This window comes from Bacillus cereus group sp. MYBKT111-2 (assembly GCF_051915205.1).
Lineage (GTDB): Bacteria > Bacillota > Bacilli > Bacillales > Bacillaceae_G > Bacillus_A > Bacillus_A paranthracis.
Map to the genome: position 1 here is coordinate 180,873 of NZ_JBQAEG010000004.1, position 12,025 is coordinate 192,897.

Sequence of the window (12,025 nt, forward strand, 5' to 3'; positions counted from 1 at the left end):
CTCTACTAATCTATTTTTTCAATTTTAATGAGATCAAAGTATTGTTTAAACTTATTTATATTAATATAACCAGTACCAACTTCCATCGTATTTAATATTCCTGTAGTCATCGCCGTTTTAAGAACAGTCTCAACTGTTTGATTTTGATATAATGCCACAGCTAGCCCTGCAACTGTCGCATCACCAGATCCAACCGGATTGACCACTTCTATTTTTGGAACCGTAACTTGGTAATAGTCCTCACCATTCCTGACAAAGGCACCTTCACTACCCAATGACACGATAATCCACTCAATTCCAGTAAATAGTTCATGGTTTAATGCTTGCTTCAAATCTATGATTCCCATTTCCATGTTAATACCCAACAACTGAGATAATTCTGCTTTATTTGGTTTGATGGCAAATGGTTTTTCTTTATGCATCAAGGCGTTTTTCAAAGATTTCCCTGATGAATCTATAATCACTGGAATTCCATTGTTATTACAGATTTCTAACATTTGATAATAAAAGTTAGTCGGTAACCCTTTCGGCAAACTACCTGAAATTGTCACAAGTGAAGCTGTTGTAAGTAAACATTCAAATTTTTCTAAAAAAGTTACCCCTTCTTCATTGGATAATGTCGGCCCTGATTCTAAAATCTCTGTTTGCATCCCTTCATGAAGAATGGCAATACAATTTCTTGATTCTTTTTTAATTTTTAAAAAGTCATTTGGAATATTGTTTTTATTTAATTCTTGAATAATGTATTCGCCAATCGTACCACCAATCACACCTGTCGCTAGAACAGCTTCTTCCATTTGAGCGATCACTCGCGCCACATTCAATCCTTTTCCACCAGCAGTTTTATGAACTGTTTCCACACGGTTAACAACATCTAACTTTAATTCATGAGTCGAATAGGAAATATCGACAGATGGATTCATGGTGACAGATAAAATCATTTAAAATCCCTCTTTCAGAAAAATATTTAAGCTTGAAAATGGCACACACCATCAAGATAGGTAGCTGCTAAATCCATCGCTGGCGTCAGTACTATAAAGTCAGCAGCATATCCTTCAGCGATTTTCCCACATTCGCCATCTAGTTGAATACTTTTAGCTGGTGCAGTACTCGCCATGTAAATTGCTTGCTCGGGCGCGGCAATTCCCCAATCGACGACATTTTTGACAGCATCTTTTAATTGCAAAATGCTACCTGCTAAACTTCCGCTTTCCAAACGAGCCATCCCACCTTTTACTTTCACAGGAAATTCTCCTAATTGATACGTTCCTTCAGGCATACCTCCGGCCATCATACAATCGGATACCATTACAACATCTTCTCTGCCACGGACATTCATTAAAATATTTAAAGCAACAGGATGAACATGATGTCCATCACATATGATTTCGGTAAAAACATCTTTTAAATTCATGGCTGCTCCAACCATCCCTGGCTCACGATGGTGCAGCGGACTCATACCATTGAAAGTATGAACAAAAACGGATGCGCCTTTTTCACTAGCTTGCTTGGCTTCTTCATAAGTTGCATCACTATGGGCCAATGCTACTATAATCTCTTCTCCTACAGCATATTCAATGAATTCCGCTGCTCCTTTTCTTTCAGGTGCAATCGCAATTTTTTTAATAGAATCATTTGATAATTTCTGCCAACCTTTCAACATATCAACTGATGGGTCACAAAAATATTTCGTGTTTTGTGCTCCTTTATGCTTTTCAGTAAAAAACGGCCCTTCTAAAAAGATACCTTTAATTTTTGCGCCCTGTACTTTTTTGTAATTGGCACCAATCATTTCAACGACATTATTCAACGATTCTATTGAGGATGTTAAAGTTGTCGGTAAAAAGGATGTAACGCCGCAAGAAAGGAGTCCTACCGATATTTGATTTAGTCCTTCAAAATTATTGTCCATAACGTCGTGATTTCTAAAACCATGAATATGTGTATCCACTAGACCAGGAGCAATCCAATATCCTGCATAATCGATGATTTCTTCCGCTTCTTCTGGCCTGTTCTCTAAAAAGATACCGAATTTTCCATCTTTTATCTCCAAAAAACCAGGACCTACGACCTTCCCCTCAAGAAAAAACTTATCTGCAAAGATAAAAATAGACATGTATGTTTCCCCTAACCTAGTTACTCATATTCGTAGATAGTAACACCTTTAACGACACGGTTCACCGTTCCTGTCGGTGAAGGTGTATCTGGTGTATTACCTACTTTCACGGAGGCTAACAGTGATATTGTTTGCCCAATCATAACAAAAGGTAATGCTAAGTAAGCATCTGGTACAGACTGTGCCTCGCTACCAAATACAAACCTATTCCCAGCGTAATTCGTTTCTCCATTAACCTCGATGGCACATATATAGCTGGCAATGTTGTCTTGTTGCATTTCGTTTAACATATCTAAATCATATTGACGTGTATATGGATTGTTAGAAACAAACACAAAAACTAATGATTTTTCGTTTACAAATGATTTTGGACCGTGCCGGAATCCTAGTGGTGAATCAAAAGCGGTGACAATTTTTCCAGCTGTCAGTTCTAATATTTTTAATTGTGATTCTTTCGCTAAACCTTCTAAACTACCAGAACCTAAGTAAATAATTCGGTCAAAATGCAAATCTACTATCTTTTGGATAGCGTCTTCTCTTTGAATGACACTTTCACCCATTTGATAAATTTCTTTCACTATCTTTGATTTTTCTTCAGTCGATATAGAATCAAAAACAAGTAATGCCGTTAACGCCATGCAAGTATAACTTCCTGTCATTGCAAAACCATGATCATTTGATTTTTCAGGCATCAATAGCAATAGGTTTTTGTCATTATTCACGGCCTGTTTAGCTAATTTTCCATCTTTCGCACAAGTAATCGTGATTTGATACAAATCGCTTACTATTTGCTCAGCTAATTGTACGGCAGCGACACTTTCTGGGCTGTTCCCGCTTCTAGCAAATGAAACGAGTAAGGTTGGAAAATCCTTTTTGAAAAATTGGTAAGGGTTTGAAACTAACGTAGTTGTCGGGATACTTAGTACTTCCCACTGTTGTTCATCTACTTTTTCTATTACATAAGGGGTGACTGTATCACCGACATAAGCAGACGTTCCAGCGCCTGTAAAAATAACTCGAACCCGATTATGTTTCGTTACTATTTTTTGCAAAAACTCATCAATTCTCTCGCTCTTCTCCATATACAAAGCAAAGGTTTCAATCCATAAATCAGGCTGCCGTCTTATTTCCGCCGTTGTTATCGATGCGCCTAACGAAACTAATTTTTCTTGACTTAATGTAAACATATTCGTTCACTCCTCTACCTATTTGCCATCATTCTCTCCATAAAAGAAAAGAAGACCAGCACCGCATCATTACATACCTTCAAATACTCGTAATCCCGCACCAACAACTCCATTATTTTGTGCCAATGTACTGATGCTCATCTGCTCCAAAAGATGTTGTTGCTCAGGAAGCTGAAAATTCTTTAGCTTCACTTTGATCAACTCCAGTAGAAATGGATTTTTCACAATGACACTGCCACCAAAAACCATTCTATGTGGATCTAATAAACAGGAAATCTTATAAAGACCTTGAGCTAAATAATCAGTTACCTCATTGATAATGGACTGATATTCTGGTACCCCATTTATATAACTAGCAAAAACATCTTTTGTTGAAATCGTACCTACCTGTAAGTCTCTTTCGGCTATTCTCTGGATCCCTGGCCCAGCAGCGATTTTTTCTAATCGTTCATTGATCCCCTTCGATAGAACAGGGATCAAACCTAGTTCTCCAGCAAATCCTGCTCCCCTAAAAAATGAGCCTTTATGAATGATAGAACAAGATATTCCCGTACTTATAGTCACGTAGACAAAGGTTTCATTTCCTTTTACATGTGCTGCTTTCCATTCGGCAAAGGCCGCCATATAGACATCATTGTCAATCGTAATCCGCTGGATTCCAAATTGCTCCTGCAAACGGACTGAAATAGGAAACTGGCTCCACGGTAAATTGTTTTGAAAAACGGCAATTCCATTCTCACAATCCACTTTTCCCGGTACTCCAACGCCAATACCCTCAATATCAGAGATGGAAACTGATAATTTTCTGAGAACTTGTTCCACAGCTTCTACAACTCTACCAAACATTTTTTCCCGGTCTAAAGGATCACTTTTTACTTCCGTACGTTCGAGCAGTTCGCCTGTATCTGAAACAACTCCCGCTGCAATCTTCGTTCCTCCAATATCAATACCGACTGCCTTTTTCATTTGTCTGCACCCCTAAGTTTGTATTTGATGCACTGAGTAGTTTTCTATGTTCATTATCGTTGAACATAGACCTGCGATTTCGTAATCAATCCACTTGCCCTAATTGATTTATACGTATTTCCGATTGTAATTATAAAGCAGCCCTAAGAGACCAGCTAATCCAATTAACATCATACCCAGTTCAAATTTACCAGCTGTCTTTTGGTAGACGATAATGAAAGATAGGCATACGAGAAACACAACAATTTTAATAACGAATACGATATTAGCCTTCATTTGAAAAATCCTCCCACCTGATTTCACTAGGTGCCAACGTCACTTCTATTCTGTTTCCTTGTCCATCGTAGACAAACGTCATTTGTTCGACCATCGAATTGTTAACAATCGCCATTTTTCGGATGGATGGATATGCATGAACTTCACAATAAATGTTGCTCGCATGATACTTTTGAAATTCTTCTTCTTTATGGGCAGCATAGTATAACGCACGCATCAGCAGACGTGTATTTTCTTCGCTGTATGGAAGCCCTGCTATATAGACAGCTCTGCCTTCTCCAAACGGATGAGCAGAAAGATGAACTTCTCCATTTGAATATTCTATTATTTCGGTTTCTTCTGATAACGCATAAATATTTTTCATTCCTTCACCAAAATTAAATTGGGTGCTGTCAGCAGAAATAAAATGATTTTCAACAGGATTAATAAAATATTTATCTGTTGATAAGCTGAATCCGAGTTCCTTGTCAACGCCTAAGACATTTGCCAATTGAAAATAATGTCCTTCATGCTGATAAGCTGTAGGTTCCCCAATACCTATGAATCCTCCGCCATTATACATCCAAGCTCTGATTGTAGTGACTAACTTTTCATTAATCCAATTAGCCCCCCCTGAAAAAGCTGTGCCCACATCTCCGGCATTAATGATTACATCAATATCCTCTGGTATCCCATCATTCATGACATCATCAAAACTAATGAACGAAACCTCCACGGCAGCCCCACTCAAGGACTCTAAAACGCCTAAATAAGAATAAATTTGTTTATACCATAGTGCATGAGCAACCATATGTGTTTGCCAAGTTCTCAACTTGCCCCAAGAATTCAAAATCGCAACTTTAAGACCGCTATATGGTTTCACACCTTTGATTGTGTCATGAATTTCACGAAATTCCTCAGTAACTTTTTCAATATAGGAGATGAATTCTGGAAATTGATACGCTAGACTTAAATACCCCCCATATCCGATACGATCAACAGGATTACGCAGTATAGCTCTACGCGCCGTTAGCCAATTTTCATTCGCTTCAATCGTCGGGTTGTTACCTTCGTAAAAAGTATCTGGAAAGAAATAAGGTAAGAACCGCCCTTCCGTATATCGAACATGTGGTATATCTGCAATCATACGCAATGTGGCTCCACCGCCCACACTGCCTACAACTGCATCCAATCCGATATTTTCAAAGTATTTTCCATATGGTTCTGTACCAATCCAGTTATCACCAAGGAACATCATTGCTTCTTTTCCACTTTCATGGACAATATCCACAAGTTTCTTTGCTTCTTCAGCAACGAACTTATGAACAAAATCTATATAATCTAAAAAAGCTGGGGTTGGAATTCGAAACGAAGTATTATAATAACCTTGATCAACAATGTCCTCTGGTCTTAAGCGATAGCCTTTTTCTTTTTGAAAAGCATCCAAAGCAGCAACTGAAACACTAGCACCATATCCGAACCAATCGACAAACTTCTCTTTGCCAAGATTATTGAATACAAGGGTAAAATGATAGAAAAACGTTGTAAACCTGACCACATCTGTATCCGGATTTTCTGTCAGCCATTGTTTTAAATAGGTTTTCATAAATTCATTAGAATGTGGCTGCCTGACATCAAAAGGAATATCATGTGGCTTATCTCCCCAATTATTAGTAATATGATTGTACATTTGGGTTGGATCCCAAATCGCATAGACTAGGAATGAAACCGTATATTCATGCCAAGGAATCGCCTTCGTAATCAAAACACGATTTTGATCTTCGTTTACTTCCCAATCATTAACGTCAACAACTTCTCCTGTTGTCCGATCAATAACCTCCCAGTATTTTTTTGGACTGTGAACGTAATCCGGTTTTAATTGTTCCTCAAAGTAGCCTTTCATAAAATCAATTTCGAGGGTGTCAGTAATCGCAGTATTGAACAAGCTCATTAAATAAAGTTGCTGGCATTCATCCATATGCTTCTCTGCGAACTCATTGTGAGCTCGAGCAACAAAATAGGTCGTATAAATTTTCGCATCCAATTGTTTAATATCATTATCTAGTTTTGTTCCATCACTATCGCGAATCGCATCTGCACCCCATCGTTCCATTAATTCTTTCGTTTCCTTAAGAAAATTTTCTTCACTCGGTAAAGTAACTCGGCCTGTTTTCCTTTTCATGTAAATCCTCCTCTAATCCTTTAAACCACCAAGGGTCATTCCTTGTGTTAATTTTTTTTGAACAATGATATATAAAATCAAAGTTGGCAGCATGACAAGAACCATTCCTGCATACATTTGACCATAGTTTGCAGCAGATTTTTGAGCTGCCATCAAGTTCATTAACCCAACAGGTAACGTCTTATTCGGCCCTGGAATTAATGTTAAAGCTATAATGTATTCGTTCCAAAAGGCAAGAAAATTAAATAAAATGACGGCAATAATACTTGGACGAGCTATCGGAATCATAACTGAAATCATTGTTTTGAAATATCCGGCACCATCGACCAACGCCGCTTCCTCATACGTAGATGGAAGCGATTGAAAAAAACTAGACAGCAAGTAAATCGTGAATGGTAACGCCGTCGCCGCATATACCACAGCTAAAATAAATAAATTGTCTAATAGCAATCCATCACCTAGTTGGCCTCGTAAAAAGTTATCTCCGTCCAATAACATCAAGAAAATTGGCACAACAATGTAGTTCACATTGATGAATAATCCAGCTTTAAAAAAAGTATTTATTAATTTACTTCCTCTAAAGGTATATCTTGCCAACACATAAGCTGCTGGTAAAGCCACAATCAATAAAATAAGAAGGGCCAACGCAGTTACCATGACTGAATTCAACATATAGGTACCCATGTTTGCCTTTTGGAAAGCATCGATAAAGTTTTGAAAATAGAAACTTTTCGGCATGGCCCAAGGGCTTCCATAAAACTCCGAATTTTGCTTCACTGAGGCTAAGAAAACCCATGCAACAGGAATAACAATTGAAATTGCTAACGTAATAAGTGCTACGTAGATAAAGCAGCGATACATTGCTTCTGTAGTCATTCCTTTTTGTGTTTTCATTGTTTTCGGGGCTGGATAAGCTGATTCTACAGTCACTTCTTTTTGTGTTTCTATCGTTTTTGGATCTCGATAAGCTGTTTCTGTAGTCATTCTTTTTTGTGTTTCCATCGTTTTTGGACCTCCTTAATACTCCAACACTTCCCTTTTAGTAACACCACTGATAATTGCAGATAATGCGAATGAGAATAAGAAAATGACCACCCCAATAGCCATACCGTAACCGTAAGAAGAATTCGTGTAAGCCTGCTTATACATGTAGCTTAAAAACACTTCCGTCGATCCATCAGGTCCGCCGCCAGTCATTGCTTGAACGAGAAGAAAACTTAAATTAATCGTACTAATAACGAAGAAAGTTAACGTCGTCCGAATGTTGTTCCAAATTAACGGTAAAGTAATACTAAAAAATTGTCTGAACCGTCCAGCACCTTCCAAAGCAGATGCTTCATAAAAACTTTCCGGGATACTTGCCATTGCCGCCATATACATGACCATATAGTAGCCAATCGCTTGCCAAATGAGCGCCCCGCCAATGCTGTAAATGGCAATTTTCTGATTTCCGAGCCACATCTTTTGTAGGTGTTCCAGGTTAAATAAAGCAAGTAAATTATTTAACAACCCTGTAGTTGGGTCATAAACTGCAGAGAATATTCCCGCGATAACTACAACCGATAAAATATTAGGGATATAAAAAATAATTCGAAAGAAGCTTTTTCCTTTTATTTTTTCTCTTGTTAACAAAGTGGCAAACAAGATCGCCATCACCATCGTGATGAGTGTGACGATAACAATCAAAACTATACTGTTTTGGAGAGACCGAAAGAAGTTCATATCATTCCATAAAATCTTGAAGTTTTCGAGCCCAACAAATACCTTATTATTAGAAAATCCTCCCCACTTATATAAGGACATCCTGAATACCTCAATTGTAGGAACAATCATAAAAATGGCTAACAGGATTAGTGCTGGTGCAGTACAAACAAAAATAAAAATTCTTTTTTCTGTCGTCTTATTCATGCCATCACCTCAATTAATAAGTACAACGGTGAGACTAGGTGACTCACCATTGTACATAGTGAAAACGAATTTATTTTAATGCAGACCGTAATTGGTCACTCACTTTTTCAACAGAGCTTTGCCAATCTTTCACCTTTTTATCACCAGAAACAACACTGTCAATCGTTCTAAATAATGTATCTGGCATACTTACACCTTCAACAGCTTTCGTTGCAGCAAATCCACCTATTCCCACTTTCACTCCATTATCATAGATACTATAGAATGATTTATTTTCACCTGTCAGTTTATTAGAAAGGCCTTTAATAGGCTGGATCGCACTCGACTCAGCAAAAATTTCAGCTGCCTTATCCGAATAAACAAACGTCATGAAGTCTTTAGCAAGTTGTTTATTTTTAGCTGCCGATGGAATCCACATTTGTTCAAAGAAAGTAAATACATAACGGTCGCTATTAACATCAAGTGTTGGTAAAGCCATCATGCCCCATTCAAACCCTTTAGATCGAGGAGCTTCTTTCATTTCACCAACTACCCACGTACCATTTGGCATAAACAAAGCTTTGTTATCGAGAATCAACTGTTGATTTTTCTTGTAGTCTTTATCATTTGCATTCGCAACAGTAGTTGGCTCTGTATACTTTCCTAATTTTCCGATAATTTCAAAAGATTTTGTTGCTTCAGAAGTTTCCCAAACACCATCTGTATATTTCATAGCTTTATTAAATAACTCAGGCCCGCCCACCCCTAGTAGTAAAGAATAGAAGAATGTATCAAAGTAGCCTGTAGTAGGATAAGTAAATAATGAAATCCCTTCTGCTTTCGCTTTATCTCCTAAAGCCCACATTTCGTCCCAAGTCTTCGGCACTTCCCAACCTTTTTCTTTTAATAAACTAGCATTATAAAATAATCCAGTTGGACTATAGAACATCGGTGCCATATAAATTTTACCGTCATTATAAGGATTAGTTGCAGGTGTACCAGTAAGCCCTGGCACTAACTTATCTTTGACTTTAACATCTTCACCATAAACATTTTTATCAAAAACATCAGTAATGTCTTCTAATGCTTTATCTTTAATCAAAGTTTCTGTTAGCGCCTGTTTTCTCCCAGTTGCCAACAACACAACATCCGGATACTTTCCTGCTTTCATATTTGAGCCTATGACATCCTCAAGATTTTTGTCCACTGTCAATTTAACATCAACTTTAGGATTAGCAGCTTCATATGCGTCAATCACTTTGTTCCACATCTCTTTACCATAAGCCGATTCAAGTGTTGCCACATGAAGGGTTTGTTTTTCACTGGAGCCTTTACCATCCTTAGCGTTATCAACTTTTGTAGTATTACTTTGGCAAGCTATTAAACTAAAAGATAACAAAGCTGTCATTCCAGACAACAATAACTTTTTTTTCATCTTTATCTTACCCCCATCTCCTAATCTTCCTTTCATAATTAAAGAATACAAAATAGATAACGCTTTCACAATAAACATCTTGTTCTGTTTTTTAGATATCTTGCTTTTTACTGAATATCCCACTAAAATCTTTATAAAATAGATAAAAATTCTAAGAAGGAGGGATTCATTTGTCCAATGAAGTATATGAGATTCCACAATTTCAACGAAACCATCTTCCAGTAAAACTTCTTTATATAACAAAATCAAAATACGATAAAGATTGGCATAGTACCATTCATGCTCATCACTTTACAGAGCTATTGTATATTACTAAGGGCAAAGGCACTTTTATCTTTTACAAAGAAGAAATCCCTGTTCAAGAACACAATTTGATTATCGTCAATCCAAATATCGAGCACACGGAAAAGTCTGATACAAATCATCCACTCGAATATATTGCACTTGGTATTCAAGGCCTGTCCTTTTCATCCATAGAAAATCCTAGTCCTGTCACTATTCATAACTATAAACAGGATCAAAAAAACTTCCTCTTCTACCTTCAGCAATTGGTCGAAGAAGTGGAAAACCATCAAGAAGATTATGATTTGATTATACAAAATATTCTGGAAATTTTATTACTTAAGATGATGCGAAAAAAATCTTTTAATGTAGAGAAAACATCTACTCAAAAAATTAATAAAGATATTGAATTTATTAAAAACTATATTAAGCAGCATTTTCACGAAAATATCAGCCTAGATACATTAGCAAGCATTAGTCATATTAATAAATATTATCTATCCCATTCCTTTAGAAAATTCGTCGGTGTGTCGCCTATTGAATATTTAATTCAAACTCGTATTAGAGAAAGTAAAATTTTGTTAGAAACTACTAACTATTCGATTTCTAATATTTCAACCATTACCGGTTTTTCTTCACAATCATTCTTTGCACAATCATTTAAACGAGAAACGAATCTATCTCCTTCACAATACAGAAACGCTATAAATTCTAGCAAAAACAAACTAGATTCTAGTGCGAAAATTTAAAGATAAATGCAATGAATCTATACTTCTTTAATATATTGTTACTACTATTTTGGAAAGAGAGTGTTCCTATGATTCAACAATTAAAAACATATTATGGTGAGGATATAAAAATCAATGAAGCTGTGTTGTCAGAAGATTATAGCTGGTTTTTAGTTGAAGGAAATAAAGTCGGGATTCGAAAAATTCGATTACATCAAAAGGAACATCAATTGCTTTCATCCATCTTAACACCCATTCATGCTGATACATTTTATAAAACGGAAAAAGAAAAATCATGGTACGAAGCATTATACAGAAATAACAATATCCCTATACAATCAGTTCGTTTTTTACACTTCTTCACAACACAATCTATTGTAGAAAGAGAAGAATTTCAAGATGCTTTACAGTCTATGTTTTCTTTTACTACTACAATGTTATGGGAAACTTCGCAAGCCGGTGTCCTCATCTTAGAAGAAAACATAACGGAATCTGTATTGCAAACAGCCTTAGATACACTAGAAACAGATTTTTTTATATCCCTATCCTTCTTTGTTGGAAGACGTTATTCGCAAACAACTGAATTTACTTACCTGTATCAATGGGAACGAACATTATTTTTTGTTCTTTCTCCCTATTTATCAAAAAAAATTACATACATTGAACAACTTCTCCCTTATCAATTAATGATTTCATTACCAAAAGAAGAAAGAAAAAAATACACGAATCAATTATTAGAAAATATTTCAAACGATAAAGAACTAATAGATAGCGTTAAAGTATTCTTCCAGTGTAACTTAAATGTCTCTCTTGCAGCTAAACAATTATATTTACATCGTAATACTTTGCAGTATCGAATTGATAAATTCATTGAAAAAACAGGGATTAATATAAAAACCTTTGAAGGTGCAGTAGCAGTTTATATGGCGTTTCTTTCTTTAGATATCTCGTGAAAGACGATACAATATTCATTTCTCTTATATCATC

Annotated in this window: 11 protein-coding genes; 2 read left to right on the top strand and 9 right to left on the bottom strand. The window is 36.4% G+C overall.

The features are described from left to right. Positions 1–5: 5 nt before the first annotated feature. The 9 genes from ACTFNE_RS13240 to ACTFNE_RS13280 form a co-directional block, all read right to left on the bottom strand. Positions 6–941: a hexose kinase gene (locus ACTFNE_RS13240; RefSeq protein WP_270705278.1), complete on the bottom strand. Its 936-nt coding sequence runs from the start codon at positions 939–941 to the stop codon at positions 6–8. Positions 942–967: 26 nt separating this feature from the next. Continuing rightward, positions 968–2,116, bottom strand: coding sequence for an N-acetylglucosamine-6-phosphate deacetylase (gene nagA, locus ACTFNE_RS13245; RefSeq protein ID WP_270705279.1), 1,149 nt, complete (start codon positions 2,114–2,116; stop codon positions 968–970). Positions 2,117–2,136: 20 nt separating this feature from the next. Beyond that, on the bottom strand, positions 2,137–3,303 hold the full coding sequence (locus ACTFNE_RS13250) for an SIS domain-containing protein (RefSeq protein ID WP_270705280.1): 1,167 nt from the start codon (positions 3,301–3,303) through the stop codon (positions 2,137–2,139). A 69-nt stretch (positions 3,304–3,372) separates the two neighbouring features. Further along, the gene (locus ACTFNE_RS13255; RefSeq protein WP_270705281.1) at positions 3,373–4,269 is read right to left on the bottom strand and encodes an ROK family protein; all 897 of its coding nucleotides are present in this window, start codon (positions 4,267–4,269) and stop codon (positions 3,373–3,375) included. A 108-nt stretch (positions 4,270–4,377) separates the two neighbouring features. After that, positions 4,378–4,545, bottom strand: a complete 168-nt coding sequence (locus ACTFNE_RS13260) for a DUF6903 family protein (protein ID WP_000646587.1) — start codon at positions 4,543–4,545, stop codon at positions 4,378–4,380. Then, positions 4,535–6,706 (bottom strand): 1,3-beta-galactosyl-N-acetylhexosamine phosphorylase, encoded by a 2,172-nt coding sequence (gnpA, locus tag ACTFNE_RS13265; protein WP_000824198.1) that lies wholly within the window; start codon positions 6,704–6,706, stop codon positions 4,535–4,537. The genes ACTFNE_RS13260 and gnpA overlap by 11 nt, the downstream gene beginning before the upstream one ends. A gap of 12 nt (positions 6,707–6,718) precedes the next feature. Continuing rightward, positions 6,719–7,708: a carbohydrate ABC transporter permease gene (locus ACTFNE_RS13270; protein WP_000449885.1), complete on the bottom strand. Its 990-nt coding sequence runs from the start codon at positions 7,706–7,708 to the stop codon at positions 6,719–6,721. A gap of 15 nt (positions 7,709–7,723) precedes the next feature. Next, positions 7,724–8,614 (bottom strand): carbohydrate ABC transporter permease, encoded by an 891-nt coding sequence (locus tag ACTFNE_RS13275; protein WP_001044589.1) that lies wholly within the window; start codon positions 8,612–8,614, stop codon positions 7,724–7,726. A 70-nt stretch (positions 8,615–8,684) separates the two neighbouring features. Then, on the bottom strand, positions 8,685–10,028 hold the full coding sequence (locus tag ACTFNE_RS13280) for a carbohydrate ABC transporter substrate-binding protein (protein WP_270705293.1): 1,344 nt from the start codon (positions 10,026–10,028) through the stop codon (positions 8,685–8,687). Between the two features lie 170 nt (positions 10,029–10,198). Between ACTFNE_RS13280 and ACTFNE_RS13285 the strand changes: the two genes are divergently transcribed. Continuing rightward, positions 10,199–11,059 carry an AraC family transcriptional regulator gene (locus tag ACTFNE_RS13285; RefSeq protein ID WP_000064378.1) on the top strand — a complete coding sequence of 287 codons (861 nt, stop codon included), beginning with the start codon at positions 10,199–10,201 and terminating at the stop codon, positions 11,057–11,059. A gap of 68 nt (positions 11,060–11,127) precedes the next feature. Next, the gene (locus ACTFNE_RS13290) at positions 11,128–11,991 is read left to right on the top strand and encodes a PucR family transcriptional regulator (protein WP_270705282.1); all 864 of its coding nucleotides are present in this window, start codon (positions 11,128–11,130) and stop codon (positions 11,989–11,991) included. The last annotated feature ends 34 nt before the right edge of the window (positions 11,992–12,025 follow it).

Excerpts from the sequence above, each read along its gene's own strand:
- ACTFNE_RS13240 (WP_270705278.1), bottom strand. The coding sequence starts at position 941 with ATGATTTTATCTGTCACCATGAATCCATCTGTCGATATTTCCTATTCG.
- nagA (WP_270705279.1), bottom strand. The coding sequence starts at position 2,116 with ATGTCTATTTTTATCTTTGCAGATAAGTTTTTTCTTGAGGGGAAGGTC.
- ACTFNE_RS13250 (WP_270705280.1), bottom strand. The coding sequence starts at position 3,303 with ATGTTTACATTAAGTCAAGAAAAATTAGTTTCGTTAGGCGCATCGATA.
- ACTFNE_RS13255 (WP_270705281.1), bottom strand. The coding sequence starts at position 4,269 with ATGAAAAAGGCAGTCGGTATTGATATTGGAGGAACGAAGATTGCAGCG.
- ACTFNE_RS13260 (WP_000646587.1), bottom strand. The coding sequence starts at position 4,545 with ATGAAGGCTAATATCGTATTCGTTATTAAAATTGTTGTGTTTCTCGTA.
- gnpA (WP_000824198.1), bottom strand. The coding sequence starts at position 6,706 with ATGAAAAGGAAAACAGGCCGAGTTACTTTACCGAGTGAAGAAAATTTT.
- ACTFNE_RS13270 (WP_000449885.1), bottom strand. The coding sequence starts at position 7,708 with ATGGAAACACAAAAAAGAATGACTACAGAAACAGCTTATCGAGATCCA.
- ACTFNE_RS13275 (WP_001044589.1), bottom strand. The coding sequence starts at position 8,614 with ATGAATAAGACGACAGAAAAAAGAATTTTTATTTTTGTTTGTACTGCA.
- ACTFNE_RS13280 (WP_270705293.1), bottom strand. The coding sequence starts at position 10,028 with ATGAAAAAAAAGTTATTGTTGTCTGGAATGACAGCTTTGTTATCTTTT.
- ACTFNE_RS13290 (WP_270705282.1), top strand. The coding sequence starts at position 11,128 with ATGATTCAACAATTAAAAACATATTATGGTGAGGATATAAAAATCAAT.